The 25976-nt window shown below is 67.1% G+C and carries 22 protein-coding genes; 10 read left to right on the top strand and 12 right to left on the bottom strand.

All coding sequences use genetic code 11. The annotated features are described in order from the left end of the window. The first annotated feature begins 7 nt into the window (after positions 1-7). From soxC to hutI, 3 genes are read left to right on the top strand one after another with little or no spacing between them, the layout of a single operon-like run. Entirely contained in the window at positions 8-1252 is a 1245-nt protein-coding gene (soxC, locus tag VFW04_07855) for a sulfite dehydrogenase (GenBank protein HEX5179225.1), read from the top strand. Beyond that, a complete protein-coding gene (locus VFW04_07850; protein ID HEX5179224.1) occupies positions 1249-1833 on the top strand; it encodes a cytochrome c in 585 nt (194 codons plus the stop codon). Before soxC ends, VFW04_07850 begins: the two co-directional genes overlap by 4 nt. Positions 1834-1878: 45 nt before the next feature. Beyond that, the gene (gene hutI / locus VFW04_07845; GenBank protein ID HEX5179223.1) at positions 1879-3099 is read left to right on the top strand and encodes an imidazolonepropionase; all 1221 of its coding nucleotides are present in this window, start codon (positions 1879-1881) and stop codon (positions 3097-3099) included. A 23-nt stretch (positions 3100-3122) separates the two neighbouring features. On the opposite strand, the gene hutU is transcribed toward hutI, so the two are convergent. Beyond that, the gene (gene hutU / locus VFW04_07840) at positions 3123-4787 is read right to left on the bottom strand and encodes a urocanate hydratase (GenBank protein HEX5179222.1); all 1665 of its coding nucleotides are present in this window, start codon (positions 4785-4787) and stop codon (positions 3123-3125) included. A 108-nt stretch (positions 4788-4895) separates the two neighbouring features. After that, entirely contained in the window at positions 4896-6347 is a 1452-nt protein-coding gene (locus VFW04_07835) for a serine/threonine-protein kinase (GenBank protein HEX5179221.1), read from the bottom strand. 123 nt (positions 6348-6470) lie between these two features. Between VFW04_07835 and VFW04_07830 the strand changes: the two genes are divergently transcribed. After that, positions 6471-8033, top strand: coding sequence for a hypothetical protein (locus tag VFW04_07830; protein HEX5179220.1), 1563 nt, complete (start codon positions 6471-6473; stop codon positions 8031-8033). Positions 8034-8045: 12 nt separating this feature from the next. Here the strand turns inward: VFW04_07830 and VFW04_07825 are convergent, their stop codons facing one another. Beyond that, the gene (locus VFW04_07825) at positions 8046-8534 is read right to left on the bottom strand and encodes a hypothetical protein (GenBank protein ID HEX5179219.1); all 489 of its coding nucleotides are present in this window, start codon (positions 8532-8534) and stop codon (positions 8046-8048) included. Between the two features lie 410 nt (positions 8535-8944). Between VFW04_07825 and VFW04_07820 the strand changes: the two genes are divergently transcribed. Further along, a complete protein-coding gene (locus VFW04_07820) occupies positions 8945-9265 on the top strand; it encodes a hypothetical protein (protein HEX5179218.1) in 321 nt (106 codons plus the stop codon). 81 nt (positions 9266-9346) lie between these two features. Here the strand turns inward: VFW04_07820 and VFW04_07815 are convergent, their stop codons facing one another. The 8 genes from VFW04_07815 to VFW04_07780 all read right to left on the bottom strand — a co-directional run bounded on the left by VFW04_07815 (position 9347) and on the right by VFW04_07780 (position 19622). Beyond that, positions 9347-10249 (bottom strand): DUF4097 family beta strand repeat-containing protein, encoded by a 903-nt coding sequence (locus VFW04_07815; GenBank protein HEX5179217.1) that lies wholly within the window; start codon positions 10247-10249, stop codon positions 9347-9349. 26 nt (positions 10250-10275) lie between these two features. After that, positions 10276-10920: a DUF4097 family beta strand repeat-containing protein gene (locus VFW04_07810; GenBank protein ID HEX5179216.1), complete on the bottom strand. Its 645-nt coding sequence runs from the start codon at positions 10918-10920 to the stop codon at positions 10276-10278. A gap of 167 nt (positions 10921-11087) precedes the next feature. After that, positions 11088-12008: a DUF4097 family beta strand repeat-containing protein gene (locus VFW04_07805; protein HEX5179215.1), complete on the bottom strand. Its 921-nt coding sequence runs from the start codon at positions 12006-12008 to the stop codon at positions 11088-11090. Between the two features lie 8 nt (positions 12009-12016). Then, positions 12017-12784 (bottom strand): zf-HC2 domain-containing protein, encoded by a 768-nt coding sequence (locus VFW04_07800; protein ID HEX5179214.1) that lies wholly within the window; start codon positions 12782-12784, stop codon positions 12017-12019. After that, positions 12781-13353 carry an RNA polymerase sigma factor gene (locus VFW04_07795; GenBank protein ID HEX5179213.1) on the bottom strand — a complete coding sequence of 191 codons (573 nt, stop codon included), beginning with the start codon at positions 13351-13353 and terminating at the stop codon, positions 12781-12783. The genes VFW04_07800 and VFW04_07795 overlap by 4 nt, the downstream gene beginning before the upstream one ends. Positions 13354-13416: 63 nt before the next feature. Further along, positions 13417-14103: an HAD-IA family hydrolase gene (locus VFW04_07790; protein ID HEX5179212.1), complete on the bottom strand. Its 687-nt coding sequence runs from the start codon at positions 14101-14103 to the stop codon at positions 13417-13419. A 66-nt stretch (positions 14104-14169) separates the two neighbouring features. Next, entirely contained in the window at positions 14170-16404 is a 2235-nt protein-coding gene (locus tag VFW04_07785) for a DEAD/DEAH box helicase (protein HEX5179211.1), read from the bottom strand. Then, a complete protein-coding gene (locus tag VFW04_07780) occupies positions 16389-19622 on the bottom strand; it encodes a DNA methyltransferase (GenBank protein ID HEX5179210.1) in 3234 nt (1077 codons plus the stop codon). The genes VFW04_07785 and VFW04_07780 overlap by 16 nt, the downstream gene beginning before the upstream one ends. 486 nt (positions 19623-20108) lie before the next feature. On the opposite strand from VFW04_07780, the gene VFW04_07775 reads away from it, so the two are divergent. Continuing rightward, on the top strand, positions 20109-22184 hold the full coding sequence (locus tag VFW04_07775; GenBank protein HEX5179209.1) for a S9 family peptidase: 2076 nt from the start codon (positions 20109-20111) through the stop codon (positions 22182-22184). 128 nt (positions 22185-22312) lie between these two features. On the opposite strand, the gene VFW04_07770 is transcribed toward VFW04_07775, so the two are convergent. Further along, entirely contained in the window at positions 22313-23479 is a 1167-nt protein-coding gene (locus VFW04_07770; protein HEX5179208.1) for a glycosyltransferase family 2 protein, read from the bottom strand. A gap of 154 nt (positions 23480-23633) precedes the next feature. Between VFW04_07770 and VFW04_07765 the strand changes: the two genes are divergently transcribed. The 4 genes from VFW04_07765 to VFW04_07750 are packed head-to-tail and all read left to right on the top strand — an operon-like array spanning position 23634 to position 25950. Then, positions 23634-23972 (top strand): rhodanese-like domain-containing protein, encoded by a 339-nt coding sequence (locus tag VFW04_07765; protein HEX5179207.1) that lies wholly within the window; start codon positions 23634-23636, stop codon positions 23970-23972. Between the two features lie 6 nt (positions 23973-23978). After that, positions 23979-24620 (top strand): CoA pyrophosphatase, encoded by a 642-nt coding sequence (locus VFW04_07760; GenBank protein HEX5179206.1) that lies wholly within the window; start codon positions 23979-23981, stop codon positions 24618-24620. Between the two features lie 7 nt (positions 24621-24627). Further along, positions 24628-25107: a universal stress protein gene (locus tag VFW04_07755; GenBank protein HEX5179205.1), complete on the top strand. Its 480-nt coding sequence runs from the start codon at positions 24628-24630 to the stop codon at positions 25105-25107. Positions 25108-25140: 33 nt separating this feature from the next. Then, positions 25141-25950 (top strand): DUF72 domain-containing protein, encoded by an 810-nt coding sequence (locus VFW04_07750; protein HEX5179204.1) that lies wholly within the window; start codon positions 25141-25143, stop codon positions 25948-25950. Positions 25951-25976: the final 26 nt, after the last annotated feature.

The raw sequence follows: 25976 nt of genomic DNA, 5'->3' as shown, positions 1-25976 counted from the left end.
ACGCGAGATGAGCGATCAGCCACGCAGGCCACGGGATGCCGCCGACCTGACCCGTCGACGCCTGGTCGCCGGCACGGCGGCGGCGATTGGACTGGCGATGCTCGACCGCGGCGTGCTCGGACAAGCCGCAGCGCCGCCCGTCCATTCGCGTCCGTTAGGCAGATCGGCCACCGCCGTCGGCGTGCGCGCGCCGAACGAACGGATCCAGCGGGTCGTCGGCGGCGCGCTGCACGAGATATCGATGACGCCGCTCCAGGATCTGCACGGCATCGTGACGCCGTCCGACCTCCACTATGAACGGCACCACGCGGGCGTGGCGGTCATCGACCCGCATCAGTACACGTTGTTGATCCACGGCATGGTCGATCGCCCCACCGTCTTCGACCTGGCCGCGCTCAAGCGGTTTCCGGCGGTCTCGCGATTTCATTTTCTCGAGTGCTCGGGCAACGGCGAATCTGCCTACCGGAACATGCGCCGGGATCAATCGCCGCAGCTCGTGGACGGCCTCACCAGCACGAGCGAATGGACGGGCGTCTCCGTGGCGACGCTCTTGCGAGAGGTGGGCGTGCAGCCGCGCGCGACATGGTTCCTCGCCGAAGGAGGCGATGCCGGCCTCATGGCGCGGAGCATCCCGGTCGAGAAGGCCCGGGACGATGCGATGATCGCCTATGCGCAGAACGGTGACGCGTTGCGGCCCGAACAAGGGTATCCGGCGCGCCTGCTGCTGCCCGGGTGGGAAGGAAACACCAACGTGAAGTGGATCCGGCGCCTCGAATTTGCGGACCGGCCGTTCATGACGCGCGACGAGACATCCAAATACACGGATCCGTTGCCTAACGGAACGGCGCGAATGTTCTCGTTCGTCATGGACGCCAAGTCGATCATCACGTTCCCTGCGTTTCCGGCGACGCTCACGGACCGCGGCTGGTGGGATGTCACCGGCCTGGCGTGGAGCGGTCGCGGGCGCATCACGCGCGTCGACGTGTCGACCAACGGCGGCCAGACCTGGTCGCCGGCGGTCCTCCAGCAGCCGGTGCTGCCCAAGTGTCACACGCGGTTCTCGTTTCCCTGGAAATGGGACGGACGGGAGGCCGTGCTGATGAGCCGCGCAACCGACGAGACGGGCTACGTCCAACCGACGCTGGCCCAGCTGCGCGCCGCGAGAGGGACTGGCACGCGCTACCACTTCAATAATATTCGCGCGTGGCACGTCGGCGGCGATGGCAGCGTGACGTTCAGAGCCGACGGATGACGAGAGCCGGAATCCTCAGAACGGCGCTCCTCGCCGTGGCCGCCGGCGCGCCGGCCCACGTTAGGCGAGCCGATCATCGCCCCGGCCCGCCGGCCCACTACGCACTCGGCCGCCCCGCGACGACCGAAGAGATCCGGGCGATGGACGTCACGGTGATGCCGGACGGCATCGGACTGCCCGCCGGCAGCGGGACGGCGGTGCAGGGCGCAGCGATCTTTCGACAGCGATGCGCGCGGTGTCACGGACCGACGGGCGTCGAAGGCCCGTTCGACCGCCTAGTCGGCAGGGAACCCAGACAGGGCTTTCCGTTCGGCCGCGATGCATCGCTCGTTCGGACCATCGGGAATTACTGGCCGTACGCGACGACCGTGTACGACTACATCAACCGGGCCATGCCGTACGACGCGCCGGGATCGCTCAAGCCTAACGAAGTATACGCCTTGGCGGCGTTTCTGCTATGGCGAAACGAGATCATCGCCGACACAGCCACGATCGATGCACGCACGCTTCCGCGTGTGCGCATGCCGGCCCGCGATCGGTTCGTGGTGGACAATCGTCGCGGCGGCCCGGAGATTCGTTAGTCAGGCATCCATACCGTGAACAGCTGAGATCATACCGTGCCTGTCATGCGACGCATCGGCATGTTGGCCACCTGCGCCGCGGACGGCGGCCAGGGCGAGATCCATCCGATCACGAACGCCGCGCTGGCGTGGGCGGACGGACGCATCGCCTGGGTCGGGCGGGACGAGGACCTCCCAGCCGCGTACGCCGAGGAAACGCCGGCGAACCTCGGCATGTCGACGCCGGTGGTGATTCCCGGCCTCATCGACTGCCACACGCATCTCGCCTTCGGCGGGTGGCGCGCGAACGAATTCGTCGAGCGCATCAACGGTCGCACGTACCAGGAGATCGCCGCCGAGGGCGGCGGCATCGCCGCGACGGTCGCGCAAACGCACGCGATTTCCTCCGAGGCCCTGTTCGACAAATGTGCATCGTTTCTCGCCGAGATATTCTCGTTAGGCGTAATGACCGTGGAGTGCAAGAGCGGCTACGGGCTGACGCCGGCGGAAGAACTGCGCATCCTGCGGGTCTACCGCGGCCTGGCGGCGGATGGGCCGCAGCGCATCGTGCCCACTCTGTTAGGCGCACACACGGTGCCGGCCGAGATGCACGACCGGCGCGATGCGTACGTCGATCTGGTGATCAACGAGATGATTCCGGCGGCGGCGCAGGAGCGCCTCGCGACGTGCTGCGATGTGTTCGTGGAGCGCGGCGCGTTCACGGTCGATGAAGCACGCCGCATTTTGCGCGCGGCGCAGGAGGCGGGGCTCGCGGCAAAGGTGCATGCGGACCAGTTGAGCGACGGCGGCGGCGCCGCCTTTGCCGCCGAGATGCACGCGATTTCGGCGGACCATCTCGAGCATGCATCGGATGCCGGCATCGCGGCCATGGCGCGCGCCGGCGTCGTCGCCGTCAGCCTTCCGTTAGCAGCGCTCTACCTCGGCCAAGCGCCAATGCCGGCGCGAAAGTTCATTGCGGCTGGAGTCCCCGTCGCGGTTGCGACCGACTTCAATCCTGGTTCGGCTCCGAGCTATCACCTGCCGCTCGCGCTCACCCTCGCGTGCACGATGCAGCGCATGACGCCGGCGGAGGCGCTCAAGGGCGCGACGATCTACGCCGCGCGTGCGGTGGGCCTCGAGGCCGAGATCGGGTCACTCGAGCCGGGGAAGCGGGCCGACTTCCTGGTGCTCGACTCGCCGAGCATCGACCACTGGCTGTACAACTTTCGCCCGAACGCCTGCAAAGCAACCGTCTGTGCGGGGCATCTCGCCGGCGAACTGGCGTGAAGCCTAACGGGTGAGCGAATCGCTCAGCGGTCGAGCATCGGAATGTCGATGTCCTGTTCCCGCGCCGTCCGCACCGCGATGTCGTAGCCCGCGTCCGCGTGGCGAGCCACGCCGATGCCGGGATCGTTGGTCAACACGCGCTCGAGCCGCACGCGCATTTCCGGCGTTCCATCGGCGACGATCACCTGGCCGGCGTGCAGCGAATTGCCGATGCCCACGCCGCCGCCATGATGGAACGAGACCCATGATGCGCCGCTGGCCACGTTGAGCATCGCATTCAGGATCGGCCAATCGGCGATCGCGTCGCTGCCGTCGCGCATCGCTTCGGTTTCGCGGAACGGCGATGCGACGCTGCCCGTGTCGAGATGGTCCCGGCCGATGACGATCGGCGCCGAGATCTCGCCGTTGGCCACGAGGTCGTTGAGGGCGACGCCAAAGCGCGCCCGCGCGCCCTGGCCTAACCAGCAGATGCGGGCCGGCAATCCCTGGAACTGCACCTTCTCGCGGGCGAGCGTGATCCACCGCACCAGATGCTCGTCGTCCGGGAACAGCTCGAGCACGAGCTCATCGGTGCGCGCGAGATCCTTGGGATCGCCGGACAGCGCGACCCAACGGAACGGTCCCTTGCCTTCGCAAAAGAGCGGTCGCATGTACGCGGGCACGAAGCCCGGGAAGGCAAACGCGTCAGCGAGGCCCGCGTCGTGCGCCACCGTGCGCAGGTTGTTGCCATAGTCGAACGTGATCGCGCCGCGGGCGCGCAGCGCGAGCATCGCGCGCACGTGCTCGACGATCGACGCCGTCGCCTGCCTAACGTACTGCGCCGCGTCCGTGCGCCGCAGCGCTGCCGCGGCCTCGAGGGACATGCCCGCGGGCACGTAGCCGTTGAGGGTATCGTGCGCGCTGGTCTGGTCCGTCAGCACATCGGGCACGACGCCGCGCCGCACGAGCTCCGGCACGACTTCGGCGGCGTTGCCGACCAGCCCCACCGACAGCGCCCTGCGCGCCGCCTTCGCCTCGGCAACCCACGCCAGCGCGTCGTCGAGACTCGCGGTCTGGCGATCGCAATAGCCGGTGGCGACGCGTTTCGCAATGCGCGCCGGATCGACCTCGATGCCTAAAAATGCCGCCCCGTGCATCGTCGCCGCCAACGGTTGCGCGCCGCCCATCCCGCCGAGTCCGGCCGTGAGCACCAGCCGGCCGGCAAGCGTGCCGCCAAAGTGCTGCCGCGCGACTGCGCCGAACGTCTCGTACGTGCCCTGGAGAATGCCCTGCGAGCCGATGTAGATCCACGAGCCGGCCGTCATCTGCCCGTACATTGTTAGGCCCTGACGCTCGAGCTCGCGGAACACGTCCCAGGTGGCCCAACGGCCGACGAGATTCGCGTTCGCGATGAGTACGCGCGGCGCACCGGGATGCGTCCGGAACACCCCCACCGGCTTGCCGCTCTGCACGAGCAGCGTCTCGTCGTTCTCGAGTCGGCGCAGGGTGGCGACGATCGCGTCGAACGACGCCCAGTCGCGCGCTGCTTTCCCCGTTCCTCCGTACACCACGAGGTCCTCGGGTCGCTCGGCCACGTCCGGGTCGAGGTTGTTCATGAGCATGCGGAGCGCGGCTTCCTGCTGCCAACCTTTGCAGGAGCGCGTCGTTCCGCGCGGCGCGCGGACGCGCTCGGTATCGAGCGATGTCACGGGTCACTCCACTTCAGTAGATCGGGGGCGCGTCAACCGGGCGGATGCGCGCGTCAGCCACTGCATTCTTACGGCGGCGACGGGGGACGAGGCAACCCCTCGCCCAGGCTAGGAGCGACCGAGCCAGCGACGGATGCGGGAGAAGCGGATGGCGGGCGGTCCATCTGTCGGCGCCTCGAGCGCCGCGAGGAACTCGGCGACGCCGGGGTAGCGAGCGGCGGGGGCGCGGGCGAGCGCGGTCGCGACGGCGCGGGCGACGGCGGGCGGCGCGTCGGGCCGCTTGTCGCCTAACGGCGGCGCGTCGGCGAGAAAGCGTTGGGCGAGCGCGGACTCGGTGCGCGAGCCCGGGAACGGCGGCGCCCCGGCGAGCATCTCGTACAGCACGCAGGCGAGGCTGTATTCGTCGCTGCGCGCGTCGACCGGATCGCCGGAGGCCTGCTCGGGGCTCATGTAGGCCGGCGTGCCGACGGCGTAGCCGTCATCCGTCAGGCGCCGGCCGGACGGGTGCGGCGCGCCGCGGGCGATGCCGAAGTCCGCGACCAGCGCGTGTCCGCCGGAGAGGAGAATGTTGGCCGGCTTCACGTCGCGGTGGATCACGCCGTGGGCGTGCGCGTACGCGAGGGCGTCGCCGGCCTCGCGCGCCAGCCGGAGCGCTTCGCCTAACGGAAGGATTCGGGCGGCGGCCAGCCGCTCGCGCAGCGACTCGCCGGCAATGTACGGCATCACGTAGTACAGCGAGCCGCCGGATTCGCCCGAATCGTGCAGCGGCAGGATGTGCGGATGCTGGAGACCGGCGACCACCGCGATCTCGCGCTGGAAGCGCGCCAATCCATGCGCATCCGCAGCGTCGGATCGCACGAACTTGATGGCGACATCGCGCTCGTGCTTGATGTCGCGCGCCAGAAGGACGGTGGCCATGGCGCCGCGGCCCAACTCGCTCAACACCCGATACCGGCCGCCAATGATCGCCCCCCGCTCTCGACTGGCGACGAGACCGGACGGGACCGCCTCGACCGACGGCGGCGTGCGGCCGCCGGGCGACCCTGATCGCTTGATGGCCGGGATGCCGGCCGTACGGCCCGTCGGCGTCGATCGCAACGCGAGCATCGCCTGCGCCGTCCGCTGCCGCCGCTCGAGACGCTCACGCTCGCGGCCTGCCCATGCGTCGAAGGACGGCGCATCGGGAAGCGAAAATCCGCGCAAAAACGGACCAGCATACAGCGCGACGGCCGTCCTCGCGTCGCGTCCGTCGAGCGCCCTCTCGAATTCGCCGACGTCCGACCGGAGCACCGACGAGTCAAGGCGCAGCACGACGTCGGTGAACACGGCGGCGTCCCCAACCTCTCGCCGGATCGACTCCAGAACGGGCGGCAACGGGTCCGCGTCATGCGCAGCGTCGGCCCACAAGAGATCGCGCGCGCGATCGCGGGCGACGCCATGCTCACCGGCAACAGCCAGCAACGCCAGCAACGCCAGCGCGCGCTGGTTGTCGCCGGATGCACCGTCGAAGCCGACGGCTCCGCGCAAGCACAAACCGCCAAGCGTCTGGATGGTGACCATGATGCAGGTCGTGGAGGCGTTTACACGATACGCGGAACTGGCCTTGGACGACAGACTCCCCACGGCCATGGCGCGGCGAGACGACTTCGGCGAACCGCTCTTTTGGGTATACTTCGGCCCGGCATGACTTCTCGAACGCCGATCACTCGCCGTCCCACCTTCCGCGTCCCGCTGGCGGTGCTGCTCGGCGCCATCGCGTGCTGGTTTGTTTTCAACTGGACGCAGCCGGCCGGCCCGGGCCTCGACCCGGACGCGGTCCAGTACGTGTCGGCCGCCAAGTCGTTCGCGGCGCACGGGACGTTCCAGGTTCCTGACGACAGCTGGGACACCCCGGACAGCGTCGACCCGCTGACGCATTTTCCGCCGGGACTGTCGACAGTGCTGGCGGCGCCGGTGGCGTTAGGCGTCGATCCGCTGCAGGCAGCCCGTGTCGTGAACGGGGTCGCCGCGCTGGTGACGATCGGGATGGTGTTCCTGTTCGTCAGTTGGGCGGAAGGGCGTGCGGCCGGAACGGTGGCCGCCATCGCGGTCGCCGTGACGCCGGCCGTGTCCTACGTGTTCCTCGACGTGTTGAGCGAGCCGCTCTTTTTCGCGCTGATGCTCGCAACGCTGGCGTGCATGGTCTGGCGTCCGCGCTCCCCGCTGTGGGCCGGGCTCGGCGCCGCCGCGGCGGCGATGGTGCGCTACGCCGGCGTGTCCGTGATCGCCGCGGTGGGCGCGTGGTCGCTGCTGCTGCCCGGGACACTCCGCGAGCGTGTCCGACGCGCGGTGGCGGCGCTGGTTCCGGGCGCGATTGCGTTAGGCGCATGGATGATTCGCACGCGTCTGGAAACTAACGGCGGAGGTATTCGCGAGTTCAAGGTCTACGGCCAGATCGCTCCGACGCTGCACGAAGGCGTGCGCACGCTGGTCGGGTGGAGCGCACCGCTCGTCGGCGGACTGTGGCGCCTTGCTCCGGCGATCGTGGCCGCGTGCGCGCTCCTGGTCCTGGCGCGCGACGCCATGCGGAGATGGTCGGTGCGCGAGCGGCTGTCGGGCACGTGGTCGCGCGCGGCTGGGAGCGGGCCGCCGGGTCCCCGTGCGGCGTTCGCAGTCGCGGCGACGCTGGTGGTCGCGGCGTGCTACGTCGCGGTCGTCGTCATGGCGAGGCTATTTGCCGATCCGGGGATTCCGTTAGACGAGCGGCTCCTGTCGCCGCTCATGCTGCTGGCGATCGTCGCCATCGTGATCACGCTGAGCAACGGTTGGCGCGTCTGGCGTCGGACGGCGCGCATCGTCGCGGCTGTTCTGCTCGTGAGTTGGGCGGGCGCGTCGGCCTGGGCCACGGCGCAGGAGGGAGCCTACGCTGTCGACACGGGCAACGACTATGCGGACGAGAGCTGGTTCGGCTCTCCGCTCATCGCGTGGGTGCGCGACCACGCTGCTGGCCGTGCGTTGTACACGAACTATCCAACTGCACTCTACTTCCACGCGAATCGATGGGCTCGGCTCATGCCGACAGCGCCGACGCCGGACACTGCCCGTGCGTTCGCGGTCGTGGTCGCGCAGACGCACGGGCTTATTGTGGCGTTCAACCGCTCGAGCCGTTTCGCGGTATCGGCGACCGCGTTGATGCAGCTGGTGCCGCCGCCAATTCACGTCGTGGTGCGCACACACGACGGCGCGATTTACGAGCTGCCTCGGTGATCGCTCGCGCGATCAGCGGCCCAGGTCGCCGTCGATGCGCATGCCGATCTTGACGCCGCCGCGGTCACCCGGCGCCGTGAAGAAGTGCGCGTACTCTGCCTTGCCATGAATTCGCACCGCGTGCAATGCCGCGATGGCACCATAAATCAACGACACCTGATCTTTGGACAACTTCGACGTCTGGGCCATGTAGGCGACGTCACTCACCGTACCGTTGCGGCCGAGCGTGATGTAAAAAAGCACCGTGCCAATGCCGCCCGCGAGAACGCCCCGCTCGAAGGCGGACCCACCGCGGTGCGGAACGTCGAGAATCGTTTCGTCGAGCAGCGATTGCACCGTGAGGCCCGCGCTCGAGAAGATAAACTGCTTCGTCGGGTGGAGGCTTGCGTCGATGCCGGAATAGATCGTTGGGCGAAATTTGTTGAACCCGAACGTGGGGCGGCCGCCAACCGCGAGCGCCGCGATCACGTGACCAGTCTCGTGCGCGAGAATGCTGGACACGAATCCGATCGCGAATCGCGCGCGGAAGGCACGCCGCGCTTGCGAGCGCTCGCGATCTGCTCGGGCACGAGCCGAGTCGGCTGAGGTGCTATCGTTGGCCGTGGTACCTTCGCGAGGCGCCGAAGTGGTGCTTGCCGTCGGTCGCGGGCTCGATGTGTGCGTCGAGGAGGAGTCCTGCGCGTGCACGGTGGCCGCGGCGGCAAGCAAGGCCAGCGAGGCGAGCGCGAGCGAAACACGTCTCGCGGTTCCGGAGAGTCGGCTGTGCAGCGGCACGCGCCAAATGTACCAGTCGGCATGCAAGGCGCTACGCTGGCTCGCGTCGTCGCTAGCGCACGCGGCGTCTGAATTGTAAGCTCATTGCAACGCGTCCCGCGCCGTCGGACCGGATTGAGATTCGCTTTGGAGGAGATGTGTACCGCGACATCATCATGCAGGCACTCGAAGACCGGCGTGTGCTCGATCTCTCGTATGCCGGTGGCGCTCCGTTCGCAGTCCAGCCGCACGCGATTCTTCGAAAGCCTGACGGCACCGAGGTTCTCGAGGCGTATCAAGTCAGCGGATTCGGGAACGACACGGCCGAGCATGGGTGGAAGACGCTGGATGTATCGCGCATTGAACTGGCAAGTCTGCGGGCCGAGCGATTCGAGCCGCGGCGCGATTTTCGCCCGGTGAGCGGCGGGTCGGGTCTGGTGACGGCGACTGTCTTGGGAGACCTGGCCGCCGAGATGTAGGTCGGATCGTGCCAGGGATGGAGCGCGGGGTGGCCGGCAGATGCCGGCCACCCCGCTTCGCATCTCGTTAGGCAGCGCTGCTCAGGCGTGCTTGAGCAGCGACACGCTGCCGTTGACCGTCGACAACGTCACGTGGCGTGAGCCGCCGGTTCCGATGGTGCCGTCGAACTTCTTGGCACTCGGCGGGTCGTTGCTGGTGGCGGTGAAGGCGTCGCTGATGTGCCCGGTGACAGTCTCGAAGCTCACGAACCCATTGAGCGCCGACGGCAGTACCGCCGTGACCGACCCGTTGACCGTCTTGAGCGAGATGTCGCCGGTTGCCGGCAACGTGTCGAGAGCTGCGGTCACACTGCCGTTGACGGTGACCAGGTCCAGCGCGCCCTCGTGAGAGGCGACGTTGATTTCGCCGTTGACGACTCTGGCGTCGACGGTTCCGGAGGTGCCCGACGCTTGAACTGACCCGCTGATGTTGGCCAGCTCGAGGTTGACGCCCGGGGGCACGTCGATGACGAAATCCGTCTGCGCATCGGAGCTACTGTGGAAAGAGAAGAGGCCATGATGTCTGCTGCTTCTCGAAGACTGATCGGCGCTGCAGTCGTCGCCGCTATGGTAGAGCACGCAGATGGTGACGCCGTCCGGTCCGACGTTCTTCACGAAATGCACTTCATCGCCACCGTGCGTCCACTTCTTGGAGGCGTGCACTTCGACGTTGGCGTCCGTGCCGGCGACGACGTTGATGGTGCCATTCAAGTTGTGGACATGCAGCCACTGGCCGGCTGGAACAGAGCCCGTCCACTCGAAGGCGTTGGCTTGGTAGTGTGCGCGTCGCGCGACACATCCGCTGGCGACGAACGCAGCGATACCGACGGCGATCAGGAACCGACGCATGGCGACCTCGTGGGCGATCGTGAGTGTGACCTCGCGGGCGCCTAACACTGCGCCCCGCCCGGGTTCGCGCAAGCGGCCGGGGCGGGGCGTGAGCACCCGCAATCCACACTACGGGCGCGCGGTCAGCCGTGTTTCCTGAGCTCGATGCTGCCGTTGACCGTGTGGAATTCAATATGGCGGCCGCCGGATCCAATCGTTGCGTGCAGATGGTGTCGGGGGTTGATGGATCCGCTCAGGGTGAGGGGGAAGTCCGACGTGAGCGAACCGTTGACGGTCTGCATATCGATGTCCGCGTTGAGGCCGGCCGGCAGCTCGGCGGTGATCGATCCGTTGACCGTGCTGTAGTTGAGATCGCCGTCGCCGCTCAGCGCGTCCATGCTCACGGAGACGTCGCCGTTGACCGTGCTCGCATCGACGGGGCCGGTCGCGGTGGCTGCTTCAACCGTTCCATTTACGGTGTGTGCCTTGACCGGCGCCGTTGCGCCCGAGATGCTGACGTCACCGTTGACCGTGCCTGCGTTCATCTTCACGCCCTTGGGGAGCTTGACGGTGAAGTGAACCGAAACGTGATCGTTGTGGCTCCCATCGTGGTGGGAGTGATAGCCGTTGTCGTCACACGTGTCGTCGTCGTTCCAGAGTGCGCAGATGGTGACGTTGCTGCCGTCCTTCATGACCTGAAAGTGGACGCGCTGCGGCTCGGCGTCGCCGCGGTATTCTTTGGTAGCGTGCACCGAGGCCTCGTCACCCGAGGCGGCTTCGACGCGCACAGGACCATTCAGATTGCGGACGGTGAGCCAGCTGCCCGCGGGAATAGCGCCCGACCAGTCGAAGGTGTCGCCGTTCTGCGTTTGTGTGTTCTGCGCCAGCGCCGGCGCCGCGAGCGCAACGAGGGCTGCGAGAGCAAGCGTGCCGTGAGCAAGGGTTCGCATCGTCGTTAGTCCTCGTGGGAGTGGCCGGGTCGTTCGACCGTGATGTCGCCGCTGAACGTTTCGGCGGTGACTCGGGCGCCGCCGCCGTTGATCGAGAATTCCATGTGCTTGTGGCCGACTTCGGAGCCGGGTTGGAGCGTCATGGGGTAATCGCTCTGCAGGTCGCCGCTGAACGTGTTGACGTCGAAGGTGACGCCGGTCGATGGGACCGCGAGCTGGATGTCGCCGGAGTGCGAGTGAAACTCATAGCGACCCGCGCGATCGACCGTACCACCGAATCGCGTTTCACCGCTCACGGTTTGCGTGTGAACGAAGGATGACTTCGTGCCGCTGAGCACGATGTCGCCGCTGGTGCTCTGGGCGTCGATGTCACCGGTGATGTCGTTGGCTTCGACATCGCCGCTCACGGTGCTGGCGCGGAGTCCTCGGCCGACGTTTCTGGCTTTCAATCCTCCAGACACCGACTCGATCGTCGCTCGGCCCGTTGCGTTGGAGACGGCGACGTCGCCGCTAACGGAGCGTGCTTCGACATCGCTGCCGCCATCGGTGGTGATGTCCGCGGAGACGCTGTGGGTGATGAGGCGCGCGCCGGCCGGGATGGTGACTTGGTACTCCGTGTCGCCCATGTTGCCGTGTTGCGAGCGGACAGAGAGGCTCACTCGACCGTTGGACGCATCGAATTGCAGCAGGCCCTCTTCGCTCGTGGCGTGGACGCGGACCTGGTCGCGGTTCCAACTGGTGACTTTGATCTCTCCCGAGATGAGCGAGAGCTCGACGACGCCGCCGGCGGAGAGTGCGACCGTCGTGTCGATGCGGGACGAGGCGTCGTCGTCGTCATCCCGGTGTTGTCGTTGCGCCGGCAGCAGCGCGGGCGTGGCCGCCATCACCGCGGCCAGGCACATGGCAGTATAGAATCGGGCACACATTGCGAGCCTCACGTGCGAGCAGGGAGTAGAGCGACAGTGCGGAGCAGGGCGATCTTCTGGTTGTATGCGTCGTTCAACTGGTTGTGCAGGAAGCGGCTGTTCGGATCGCGATCCAGGGCCGCGCGACTCTGGGCGATGGCCTGGTCGATGATCTGGAGGTTCTTTTCAATGACCGCGATGGTTGCGGTGTCGAGCTGCGAGCGCCGGTCGCGGACGATCGAGTCGAGCTGGGCGATCTCGCGGGCGTAGATTTCCTGAACCGGCACTGCGTTAGGCGCGGTGCCGGACGCGTTTCGCGCGCGCGGCGGAGGCGCCGGGATCAGGGGAAGCGAGTCGTCCCGCGCGAGCGGCGTACTGCTGCCGGCCGTGCTGGCAACGGTGCTGCCGTTCGGCAACGCCGTGCGGGTGGCAAGGAGTGTGATGCCGGCCGTGGCTGCGATGAGCACGGCCGCCGCCGCGGCGAGCGGCGCCGGCGCCAGGTACCACGGCCTAACGAAGGGCCGGCCGGCGTTGGGGCGGCCGGCGTCGTGCAGCGCGACCACCGGTGCATCGATGCGGTCCGCAATCCCCGGCCACAGGTCGCGCGACGGCTCGAGATCGGGGAGCGCCGTCGCCGCCGTCGTGATCGTGGTGAGGTCGGCGAGCAACGCGCGACACCGGCCGCAGCGAGAGGCGTGCGATTCCAGCGCGGCGCGCGCAGCAGGATCGAGGGTGCCTTCCAGGTACTCGGAAAGCATCGCGTCGAATTGATCGCAGGTGAAGAGTTGGTCGGTCATCGGTTCAGTGCCTCGCGCAAGAGAAGTCGGGCGCGGTGGAGCTGCGCCTTACTGCCGCCTGCGGTCACGCCGAGCATTTCGGCAATTTCCTCGTGTCGATAGCCTTCTATGTCGTGCAACGTGAACACGCGTCGTGCTCCGGGAGGCAGCAAGGCGATTGCTGTCTCGAGATCCATCCGATCGGCGTGCGATGGCGGTGCCGTCGCGCCGTACGATTCTTCGTTTTCTTCATCGTCATCGGTTGCAGCGGCACGTGATCGTTCGCGGCTCTGCGTCTTCCGATCGTTCAGCAGCACGTTGACGGCGAGGCGATGGAGCCATGTGCTGAATGCGCTTTCGCCGCGGAACAGGGGCAGCTTTTCCCAGGCCCGGACGAACACATCCTGCGTCAACTCTTCCGCTCTCACGCGATCGCCGCACATGCGTACGCAGATGGAAAACACCCGCTGCATGTTGGCGCGGTACACGCGTTCGAAGGCTTGCCGGTCACCCGCCGCAGCTCGTGCTACGTCGGTTGGCGGCTCGTCACTCGGAATTGTTGTTACCACTGCCATCGTGGCTGTCAGCATTCAGTGCGCATCCTCGTGCCGTCGCTGAATCAGATGGTTTGGCGGGGCCAAAGGTTTGAACGATCACGTGTGCGAAGGGGCCAGGGCGGTGGCGGTCAGGGCCTCAACGAGGGGCGGAAGGTCGCGGATGTCCGCGATGAGGCGGCTGGGTCGTGCGGCTTCGAGGGTTTGGCGGCTGAAAGGACCCCAGAGGGCGGCCACGGTGAAGACGCCGGCTGCGGTCCCGGCTGCGATATCGTGGGGTGAATCGCCGACAAAAATCGCTCCTGTGGGATCGCGATGGAGTAGCGCCAGCGCGTGCAAGACGGGACCGGCGTCGGGTTTGTGGGTCGTGGTCGAGTCAGATCCGACGACGTGGTCGAGAAGGGGGTCGATGCCCATCAAGTGCAGCGCCCGTTTGGCTGCATCGGTGGCTTTGCTCGTGACGAGCGCCATCCGGTGGCCGCGGTCGTGCAGCAAGGACACCGTTTCGCGCACGCCTTCGAATTCGCGAAGGAGCTCGTCGTGATGCTCGTTTTGCCATGACCGGTAGGTGGCGGTCATCGGTTCGACGAGCGCTTCGTCGGCGACGAGGGAGCGGAGCTGAGCGATGAGCGGGGTTCCCATGCCCGCGATCCACGCGGTGTCGGAGGGGACAGCGCCCAGGTGGGTGGCGAAGGTGTGGCGGAAGGCGCCCAAGATGAGCTCGAGCGAATCGGCGAGCGTTCCATCGAGATCGAACAGAATTGCGAGCGGTTTCCGTGACGGCATTCCCGCAATTTAGAGCGATCTGGCGAGAGCCGCGAAGGAATGCGGCGGGGGCCGGGTCGCGGGCTGTCATCCGAGGCCGACGAGCGCGGCGACGAGCACGGGCGAGTCGGGGTCGTTGTGGTGGGCTCGTTCCTGGACGTCGGCAAAGGTTCCGAGCGCGCGGAGCCATGCCTCGTCGGGGAGCGTGGCAGTTGCAAGATCGTCGAGCACGCGTTCCGCACCGATGCCGAAGGGCAGCGTAATGGCGCGGCGGGCGCGTGCGGCGAGCGGCGCGAGCGTTGGGCGGAGATGGTGTGGAGCGCGGGCGGTGATGGCCACGATGCGCCGCATGGCGTGCCGTCGGCTGGGCACGTGCAGGGGCAGCACTCCGCCGGTTGCTGCGACTGCGGCGCGTCGGCTGAGCCATTCGCTGCAGCGCTCGAGCAGATGACCGACGATCCCGTTAGGCGGCGACGGTGCGGCGGACTGCGGCGGCGTTTCGTCGAACAGGGAGACGATCGTGAGGAGGAGCGCGGGGTCGTCGGTGAACGGGCGGTCGTCGAGGCTGCCGGCGAGGGAGCAGCGGGCATCGCCGTGTTGGAACGCGGCGAGCATGCAGCGGCGGCCGGTGTGCTCGACGGCGAGGAGCGGGACGGCGTGTTCGAGGTGTGGCGCCTGGGTCGAGCGCCATGCGGCGAGCCGTTGTCGCAGCGCTTCCTGGCGGCGGGCGGCCGACGGCGCGGCCGGATCCCATTCCATTGCGTTAGGCGTGGCGACGGGGAGGATGGTGCCGGCGATGCCGATGGCGCGGTTGGCGGCGCGGAGCTTGGCGTGGAGCCGTTGCTCGACGCGAAGCAGCGCTTCGGCGGCCGCGGGTGGCGAGAGGGCGTAGACGGCGACGGTTTTGTGTGTCGAGCCGATGCGGCGTGCGCGGCCCACGCGTTGTTCGAGGCGGGCGGGCGTCCAGGGGAGGTCGAGGTGGATGACCACGGACGCGTCTTGCAGGTTGACTCCTTCGCTGAGCAGGTCGGTGGTGAGGAGGAAGTCGATGCGCTCGATGTCGCGCGGCGCGTGGGAGGCCATGGCGCGTGGGGCGAATCGGGTAAGGAGCTCGCGCCGGGTGACTGGCCCGCTCGTGAGGTGGCCGCCGCGCGCGGTGAGTGCAGCCGCTCCGGTGCGATCGGGCAGGCGGGTAAACAGGGTGCGGACGGTGTGTGTGAATTGGGAGAATGCGACGAGCTTCTCGCCCGGGTGTGCCGCGCGGAGCTCGTGCAGTCGTTGCGCGCGCTCGGTGTCGGTCCAGACGCTGGCGAGCGCGCGGGAGCGCAGCGCTGCGACCGCGGCGGCGTGCGCGGCGACGACGGCGCGCATGGTTTCCGTTAGGCGGCGCTCGTCCTCGAAGAGTTGCGGGAATGCCAACTGGACGGCGTCGTCTCCGCACGTCCAGGCTCCGAGCGTTGCGCGGGACGGATAGCGGCCGGTGGCGAGCGTGGCGTCGAGCGCAGTGGCGATCGCGAGCCGCCGATCGAGCGCGCGCAATAATGCACCGTGGCTCGAGGCCCATTGTCTGGCGAGTCCCCAATGGACGAGTGCGCCGCCGTCTTCGCCATCGCGCGGCGGGAGGGGTGGCGGGAGCGACGTGATCAGGTCGAGGAGCTCGTGATCATCTCCGACCGGTATCCAGACCGGCGGTGTGAGCTCAGGCAGCGCGGCAGCGGCGATGTCGGCGCGTTCCCGTCGAATGATGCAGGCGGCACGCTGGTCATCGTTCAGTTGCCATGCACGGGCGCCGAGGAAGAGGGCAAGGAGGGCGGCGAGATCGTTCGCGTGGTTGTGGATTGGCGTCGCCGAGAGGAGCAGGGCGGGCGTGCGTGCCGTGAGTGCGGCGAGTCGTGCGTAGCGTTTGGTGGCTGGATTGCGCGCGTGGTGTGCTTCATCGAGCACCACCAGGTCGAAATCCCCGTTAGGCAGCGACCCTCGGCTCAGCGCGTCGTAAGAGATGATGCGTGCCGCTCCGGAACCGCGGGCGAGCGCATCGCGCCACATATCGCGGAGCGCGGCGGGTGCGACGACGAGTGCGCGGCGTGCTTCGCGGATGAGCGCGACCGCGACGAATGTTTTGCCGAGTCCGACTTCATCGGCGAGGAGTGCGCCGCCGTGTTCGGCGATTGCGCGTCGAGCGCGGCCGAGTGCGGATTGCTGGTGTGGGCGCAGCGCAATGTGTCCGATGGTTGTGGCTGTCGTCGTTTCGGGCTCGTGGAGCCAGAGGTCTGCGATGAGGGCGCGCACGTCGGCGCGGTTGCCGATCAGGAACTGGTCCATTGGAGGAGCGGGTCGATGTCGGATCGTCGGACGTTGTAGGCGCGGAGCGTGGCGTCGAGCAATTCGTCGCTGTCGGGGGGTTGGCCGCGATGCGCGCGCTGGGCGATGGGTGCGAGGATGTCGCGGGCGCGGTTCCAGGAGCGGGGCGTGGGGAGAAGCGCGATGGTCCACGCGAGGAAGCGTCGGTAGCCGCCGCGGGCCGGTTCGGCGATGAGGGCCAGCCATGCGGCAACGAGCGGCGAATTCATCAATGCGGCGAGCGCGTGGGCGTCGCGCGGGTCGCGGCACGGCAGCAGGTAGCAACTATTGAGCGCGATGGTCGGATCGTTAGGCATGAGCACGAGTGCGCGCGGCGTGCGCCCGACATCGGCCCACACGACGCGCGCGAGCTCGCTCGCGGCGGCGGCGGTACGGAACAGCGTCCACCAGGGTGCGTGTGTGCGCGCATCGGCGCGGCGGGAGAGCGACCCGCGCCAGCGGGCGAGCCACGTGTGGGCGAGGGGCGGCAGCGTTCGGAGCGGTGCGCCGCGCGCGTCGTGTGTCCATACGATGGACTCGCCGTTTCTGCTTGGCTCGCGTCGCCATGCGGCCAGGTGTTCGCCGCGCAGGAGCGGGCGCAGGAGGGTCCGTTCGATGCGACCGGTTCGTGTGCCGTCGTCGACGGTCGCGATCATTGTGTCCGAGTCGGTGGTTCGTACGATGAAGGCTTCGTTCAACCCACACTTGACTCCGAGTTGCGGTGGGCCGAGCGCGCTCTCGACGAGGGGGATTCCTTCTTTGGCGAGGAGATCGAAGGCGTCGCGGACGGCCGGGGGTGCGAGCAGCCATGGGCTGGCAGGATCCAGGTCAAGCGCCAGCCGGTGATGCGGCATGCACCAGTGCGTGGTACGGTTAGGCCGGTGGACGGTTGTGCTGATGTCGCGGATCTCGTGGAGTTTTTCGCGTGTGGCAGGTTGCCGGAGTCGTTCGGCGACGAGGAGGGAGGGATAGACGGCGGCTTCGAATTGGTTTGGCGCATCGCTCCAATCTTCGAGGGATACGATGTGTGCCTGTTGATGGATCTGGGCGCGGAGGCCGCCGCCAGCGAGGGCGCGCCACAGTTTTGATGGAAGAAGGAGGGCGAGGGTGCCAGCGGGTTGCAGCAAAGCGAGCGCGCGTTCGGTGAAGAGCGCGGCGAGGTCGACCTGTGCGGCGAAGCCGAGTGTTGCGCGGGCGGCGGAGGCGCCGCGGGGCCAGGCCGCGTTGCGGTAGGAGGCAAAGCGTCGGCGCAGCTCGAGGCGTGCGGAGGTTGGGATGCGGTGTAGCCGTACCCACGGGGGGTTGCCGAGTATGGTGGTGAAGCCGCCGAGGCGAGCGACGTCGGGGAAGTGGGTGACCCAGGCGAAGGGCAGCGCGCCTCCGTTGCGCACGTCGCGAAGGGCGGCTGACAGTGCGCGGGTTCGGTCGCGTTCTGCGGCGAGGCGTTGGCGCGCCACGGATGCGGGGGTAGTGCGAGTGCCGAAGAGGTCGCGTCCGCGCAGGGCGCTGAGGATGTCTCGTCGACGCGCGGAGGAGGCGGCGAGTTGTCGCTCGAGGTGGGCAATGACGAGCGTGCGTTCGGCGCGATCGAGCGTGCGCTGCAGCGTGTGCTTACGGCGTCCGCTGGAGCGGGCGTAGCGTTCGCGGAGTTGGGCGAGTCGTGGGCCGCCGCGCCATGTGGTGGTGGCGGGTGGTTCGAACGTATCGCCGGCGAGCGAGTCTCCGACGCGGATATGGCGATCGAGGTTTGGGAGTGGCGGGACGAGCATTGGATCGTGTGTGTCGCAATCGATGACCACGGAGAGCCAGAGGCGGAGCTCGCAGAGCCAGACGGCGGTGGGATTGATGTCGACGCCGAAGATGGATTTTGTGAGCATATCGCGGCGGATTTGCCATGGCGGGCGGTGGTCGCCGAGGCGGGCGCGGAGGGCGGCGAGCTCCTCGAGGATGTGGACGAGGAATGCGCCGCTGCCGCAGGCGGGATCGAGGACGGTGATGCGGGCGCAGCGGTCGGCGAGGCGGCGGCGGTCTTCTGCGTTAGGCATGAGCCCATCGAGTGCGGCGCGCGCGGTATCGGGCGCGACAGCATCCACAGCGAGCGCGTGTGCGAGGACGGCTCGACTAACCGTAGCGACGAGGCGGCGTGGTGTGTAGAACGCGCCGGAGGCGCGGCGGCTGTTGGCCTCCATGAGCGATTCGAACGCTTTGCCTAGCATTTCCGGGTCGACGGCCGCTTCCGACCAATTGGCGGATTCTTCGCGGGGAGAGAAGCGGTACTTTGACAGCAATTCTCCGAAGACGGCGCCGAGGGTATGGTCGGGGAATCGGAGTTGGGGGTAGCGACGTTCGAGGGCGGTGCGGGCAAAGAGGCCGCCGTTGAGGAATGGAATGCGTCCGAAGGCTCGAGCGGTGGACGCGCGTGCGCGGGGTGGTGTATTGAGGGTGCCGAAGAACAGTGGAAGGAGGGTGCGTGAGTGGTAATTGCCGCCGCGTTCCATGCAGCGGGCGAACGTATTGTGGAGGAAGCGTCGATCGTGGTCGAGCCATCCTTTTGTTTGGATGAAGCTGAGGAAGAGCAGTCGGGAGATGTAGAGAAGTGCGAGGTCGGACCGTTCGGTTGTTGTGACCCGTGTGGCGCCGAGGGTAGCTGACGCGGCGAGGTTGGCGACGACGAGTTGGAGGTTTCGATAGAACTTTCTGCTGAGCGCATCGCGGCCGAGTGTATCGAGCCAGGCGGAGTGGGCGAGGATATCGGGTTCGGCGGCTGTAGCGGCGAGTGCGGCGAGTGTTTCAGCGTCGCTGGGGACGATGTGAGTGCGATCGACGTGGAGGGCGACGACGCGTGGTTTGGATCGGTCGGCGGACCACGTAGCGATCGTTAGATCGCATCCGTTGTATTGTGTGGCGATGAGGAGCCACAGCAATTGCGGTGCGTGGGCGGAGCAGTGTTGGGCGATGGTAGTGGCGACGGTGCGGAGTGGTGTATCGTGTTCGCATTCGACGAGGATGGTGCGGAGTGCGCCGCGGCCGGACGCGAGGCGGGCCGAGCGTACGGCGTTGGGCAAGCCGAGGGTGGATTGGAGGTCAGGGTCGAGGCGGATGGTGTGTGGGGGGAATCCGATCTCGGTGGCGATGGCGGAGAGGCCGGCGGTGGAGCTGGCGGCGGCGAGGAGGGCGGCGAAAGATTCGAGGGAGCGCACGCCGCGAACGTAGCGGTGGCGGTGTGGCGGAGCGGGTGCGAAACTTTGCGGGGCGGTGCAAAGGATTGCGGTTTGAAGCGGTCTTGCGTGTCGTTTGGCAGGGTCACGAACGAGAGAAGATGGATCGTGACGCAGGCCGGACGGGCAGAGTGCTACGCTCATGAAGACGCGGACAAAGCAGGACACAGCGGACAAAGCAGTGACAAAAAAAATCAAAGGCTTGGTGTTGCTCGTGATCGTGTCCGCTGTGTTCGCGTCTTTATGAACGGAGATACAAGACGTGAGGGATCGGCATCCCAGGCACTCGCTCAGGAGAAGAGAACGCCGGTGGTGTGATCCTTGACCCTGTGTTGGGGAATCCAGCACCGCCGCGCTTCCCGGAAATCCCGAAGGACCTCAAAAACAGGAGCTTGCGCGTCTGAGTCCGGTGCCCAACTTAAGGGCGGCGATGGTGGTGCGTTGGGCGTCTCTGGATCGGGAGATGTGATGCGAACGTTGATGAGTGCACTGTGTGCGGTGTGTGTCGCGGCGACGGCGCCGCGGGCGCAGGATTCGTTAGGCAACAACCGGTTCGCGCTGCGCGACATCTTCGAGCTGCAGTGGGCGGCGGATCCGCAGATTTCGCCGGATGGGCGGCAGGTGGTGTACGCGCGATCGCGCTACGACATCATGAAGGATCGCGAGCGATCGACGCTGTGGCTCGTGAGCGCCGATGGCGGCGAGCAGCGTCCGCTGACGAGCGGCGGGGAGCGGAACGAAGCGTCGGCGCGATGGTCGCCGGACGGCGGGCGCATCGCATACGTGTCGAACGCGGACGGCTCGAGCGAAATTCACGTGCGATGGTTAGCCTCGGGGGTCGACGGCACGGTGACGCACGTGGAGCACGGGCCATCGGCGCCGGCGTGGTCGCCTAACGGGGAGTTCATCGCGTTCGCGATGTTCGTGCCGGAGCCGGTGAAGCCGTTGGTCACGCTGCCGGCGAAGCCGGATGGCGCCGACTGGGGGCCGCCGACGCGGTACACCGACGCGTTAGTCTACCGGCGTGATGGCGGCGGGGATGTGCCATCGGGGCACGTGCACATCTTCGTGGTGAGCGCGGACGGGGGTGCGCCGCGTCAGATCACGAGCGGGCCGTTCGACGACGGCGCGCCGGTGTGGTCGCCCGACGGCAAGACGATTTACTTTTCTGCCAACCGGCATCCGGACGGCGACTACACGCCGTTGAATACGGAGGTGTACTCGGTGCCGGTGGCGGGTGGAGCGGTGCGCGCGCTGACGACGCGCGATGGCCCCGACAATTCGCCGGCGATTTCTCCGGACGGGCGGATGGTCGCGTACACGGGATTCGACGACCACCATCAAGGCTACCAGGTGACGCACCTGTACGTGATGAACGCGGACGGGTCGTCGCCGCGCGAGGTGACGCCTAACTTCGATCGCGACCTGTTCGCGCCGTCGTGGGCGGCGGATGGGCGCGGCATTTACGCGCTCTACGATGATCAGGGCGACACGAAGGTCGGATTGGTGATGTTGGACGGGAAGGTGACCCCGATCGTCTCGCACGTCGGCGGGTTGGACATCGGCCGGCCGTATCCGGGCGGGTCGTATTCGACGTCGCGCGCGGGGCGGATCGCATTTACGGAGACCGATCCGGACCATCCGGCCGACGTGGCGGTCACGGGCGTGCGCGCCGGCTCCGTGGCTCGTCTCACGAGGCTCAACGATGGATTGTTCGGGCCGGGCGGGAAGACGTTAGGCGCGGTGCAGGAGATTCACGTCAAGTCGTCGTTCGACCAGCGCGACGTGGAGGGATGGGTGATCACGCCGCCGGGCTTCGAGGCCTCCCACAAGTATCCGCTGCTGCTCGAGATCCACGGCGGTCCGTATCTCGACTACGGCGACCGCTGGTCGGCGGAGCTGCAGCAATACGCGGCCGCGGGCTATGTCGTCCTGTACATGAACCCGCGGGGCAGCACCAGCTACGGCGAGACGTTCGGCAATCTCATCAACCACGACTACCCGGACCACGACTACGACGATCTGATGTCGGGCGTGGACGCGATGATCGCGAAAGGGTACATCGACCCCGACAATCTCTACGTCACGGGCGGCAGCGGCGGCGGGGTGCTCTCGGCGTGGATCGTGGGCCATACGCACCGGTTCCGCGCGGCGGTCGTACAGAAGCCGGTGATCAACTGGTACAGCTGGGTGTTGACGACCGACCTGTCCGAGTTCGGCCTAACGTACTGGTTCACTGGCGTGCCGTGGTCGCAGGCCGACACCTACATGAAATATTCGCCGATCACCTACGTGGGCAACGTGACGACGCCGACGATGATGATCACCGGCGATGTCGACTACCGGACGCCGAGCTCCGAAGCCGAGCAATTCTACGAGGCGCTCAAGCTTCGCAAGGTGCCGGCGGCGCTGGTGCGTGTGCCTAACGCATCGCACGAAATCGCGGCGACACCGAGCCACATGATGGTGAAGATTGCCTACGTGCTGGCGTGGTTCAAGAAATGGCAAGGCGCCGGCGCGCAGAACGCGGTGGGTCAGCGCTAACGGATGTGGAACGCCCCCGCATACCTGTCGGCACAGGTACCGGGGGCGCCCCCACTCGGAGGAAGTAGAAGCCCGAAGGCTTCAACCATAAGACGAACGCCGGCCGCAAAAGGTTTCCTCGTACTTTTTCAGCCCGAGACGTACTCTCTGCCGCGCCATTCGACGCGCCGTCCACGCACCACCGCGCGGATGACGATATACCCCAAGATCAATGACCCCAGCGGGTAAAGCGCCGCGAAGCGCAGCGCTCGCGACACACCGACGATCGGTGCGCGCACGTACACCTGGCCCCACCAGAGCAGCGTTGCGATGGTCGCGATGAGCGACCACACAAACCAGTCGCTGGACACCAGGCCAAACGCCGAGAGGATCAGCACGACCACCGGCGCCAAACTGGCGGCCGGACCAGCCAGAAGTGCGAGCGGTAAGAGTGCACGCCCGGTCGATCCAAACGGCGTTGCACGCACGCCGCCGGCGTAAATATTCTTCATCCAGCCGCGGACGAGCGTGCCGAACGAGGTGTACATCCGCGTCGACAGATGGTTGCGACCTTCGACGAGCTCGGTACGCTTGCCATGCTCGAAGAGACGCTGCGCCAACGCCAGGTCTTCGGCAACCTGATCGCGCACCGCGGCGTGACCGCCTACCTCGTCGTACGCAGCGCGCGTAAGCAGCATGTACTGCCCGTTCGCAAGCTTGTCGACCGCTCGCCGCGATTCATTCACCGCGCGCGCGCCTCCAAAACGCATCGACAGCATCGCGAAGACCTGCGGCTGAATCAGCCGTTCCCAGAACGTCAACATCACCTGACGCCCCAGAACGCTCACGAAATCCATTTCGCACCGCTTCAGGCGGTGTACCGTCCTCGCCAACAGCTCGCGGCCATGTCGCGTATCGGCGTCGGTGAAGCACAAGATGTCGCCCGAGGCCACGGCAGCTCCGCGCTCGCACGCCCACTGCTTCCCGAACCAGCCGTCCGGCAACGGCGGCGCCTCGATCGCGGTCACGCGATGGTGGATGGTGGCCATCACCCGGGCGATGGCCAGCGTGTCGTCCGCCGAGTGATCGTCGACAACGATCACCTCGAGCGATGGATAGTGCGACAGCAAAATCGATTGGACGCAGGCGGCGATGTTCGACGCTTCGTTGCGGGCAGGAATGATGACGGAAACCTTCGGTGCGTCAGCGTCGGCGACCGGCTCACGGTCGAGCGACGGATCACCCCTCGCGCGCCAGATCGCGACGATGGGAATGACGACCCACGGCGCTGCGGCGACGAGCGCAAGCGTCAACACGTGGGCGCGGCGAAAGCGTCTCGCTTGGTGGTCGTCACCCGGGAAAAGTAGCGGCCGCTTTTGCGGGCGGGGAAGGCCGTGCGCTACTTTGCACGCAGCGGGCACCGCCGCGCCCGAGGGTCAACATCACTTCCGGATTCGGGACAGAGTCGAGATGGCGCACGATGCAGAGAAGGGATACCGTGAGGTGCCGGCGTCAGCTGTAATCGAAATGCAGCGGCGTGGCGACGAGGTCACGTTCGTCGACGTGCGCGAGCAGCACGAGTGGAACTTATTTCGGATCGCCGGCGCCATTCACATCCCCGTCGCCCGCGTGCGCGACGAAGCTCCTCGGCGCCTCCAGACAGATCGGACCATCCTATTGTATTGCGCACGCGGCGGCCGGGCCGCGACGGCGGCGGCAACGCTGGCCGAGCTGGGGTTCGCCAACGTACTTTCACTCGAGGGCGGGCTCATGGCGTGGGTGAACGCCGGCGGAGCATTGGAGGAGTAGCGGCGCGTGTCGCTCGGCGCCGGCAATCCGTTAGGCAACGACGATTCTGCCGCATCGGTCCTGTTCCGGCCGCTCGTTGCCCGGCTCCGCGAGCGGTTGCAGACGCGCGCGACGGTCGAGATCGAAACAGGCGCCGGGGGACGACGAGCGGCGGTGGCACTGGTGCTCAGGGCGCGCGAGCGGGAACCGGTGGAACTGCTCATGATCAAACGCGCCACCTACGCCGGCGATCCATGGAGCGGACACTTCGCGCTGCCTGGCGGACGCCAGGAGCCGGGAGAAACGATCGAGCAAACTGTCGTGCGCGAGACGCGCGAGGAAACCGCACTCGATCTGTCGCGCAGCGGAGCGATTCTCGGTCGCCTGGACGACGTGCAGCCGCGGACGGTTGCACTGCCGCGACTCGTAATCACCCCGTTCGTCGGCGTCGTGGCCGGTGACGCTGCGCTGACGCTGAGCGACGAAGTTGCTGAAGCGTTCTGGGTTCCCGTGGATGCCCTGCGGGCGCCGGAGGCGACACGCGAGGTAGTGCTCGAACTGACGGGCGGTCCGCGGCGCGTGCCGACCTATCAGCACGGCGGCCGCACCATCTGGGGCCTAACGGAGCGCATCCTGCGGCAGTTTCTGGCGCTCACATCGACCGAGTGAACCGGCCATGTACACGCGCATTCTGGTCCCGCTCGAGAATTCGCCGTACGACGACGCGATCCTGGATCACGTCCGCGCACTCGCGCGACTCTGCCACGCGTCCATCATCCTCATCCACGTGGCCGATGGATGGGCCGCGCGCAATCTGCGGCAACTGGACCTGCGCGAAAGCGAAGAAATGCGCGCGGATCGCGAGTATTTGAGCCGCATCGCCGCGGCGCTCGAAGCGGACGGCCTCGACGTGGATGCCGTGCTCGCCAACGGCGATCCCGCGCGCGAGATCGCCGATGCGGCAGCGCGCGAGCGGTGCGATCTCATTGCGATGTCCACGCACGGGCATCGCTTCTTCTCCGATCTCATCTACGGCAGCGTCGCCGACGGCGTCCGCCACAAGTCCGATGTGCCGGTGCTGCTCGTGCGCGGTTCCAAGGTCCCGCGATCGACGTCCGAGGCGCCGTTCAAGCCCGCCGAACCGCGCACCTCTTGACACCGCCGTGCCGCGCATGGCGATTCTTACGTCATGCCTTCCACGGTGCGGATCGGAACACAAGGCTGGAACTATGATGCCTGGCTGGGACCGTTCTATCCACCCGATACACGCGCGGCTGATTTTCTTTCGGTGTACGCTCGCGCGTTCGACACCGTCGAAGTCGATTCGACGTTCTATGCGGTTCCACCGGAACGCACCGTGCAAAGTTGGGCCGAGCGCACTTCCGGACACTTCACGTTCGCGCTCAAGATGCCGCAGGAAATTACGCACGAACACAAGCTGCGCGACTGCGCCCACCTCACCGATCAATTCTTCGATCGGGTCCGCGCACTCGGCGCCAGACTCGGGCCGGTGCTGGTTCAGCTCGGCCCGGAGTTCGGGCCATCCGAGCTGCCCGCACTGGCGGCATTTCTTCCGACGCTGCCTCGCGACATCCGCGTCGCCATCGAGTTCCGCCAGCGCGCATGGATACACGAAGGCGTGCTCGCCCTGCTCGCCGAACACCGGGTGGCGTTGGCACTCATCGATGCGCGATGGATCCCCCGTCGCATAATGCTTGCACTGGCGGAGAAGCCGACAGCGGATTTTGCGTACATTCGGTGGATGGGCCCCGATCGTGACATCGTCGACTATTCGCGCATTCAGGCGGACCGCACTCGCGAGCTCGAGTCGTGGGCGGACGCCATCATGATGCTCGCGCAGAAGGTGACGGCGGTGTACGGGTACGCGAACAACCATTTCGCCGGACACAGTCCCGCGACGGCCCGCCAACTTCAACGCCTGCTCGGACAGCATCCGGTGGACCCGAGTGAGTTGGGCGAGCAGATGTCCCTCTTTTGATGCCTAACGTTAGGCGTCCGCGGCGC

This window comes from Gemmatimonadaceae bacterium, from assembly GCA_036273715.1.
Taxonomy (GTDB): domain Bacteria; phylum Gemmatimonadota; class Gemmatimonadetes; order Gemmatimonadales; family Gemmatimonadaceae; genus JADGGM01.
This window is presented reverse-complemented; position numbering and strand designations above follow the sequence as displayed.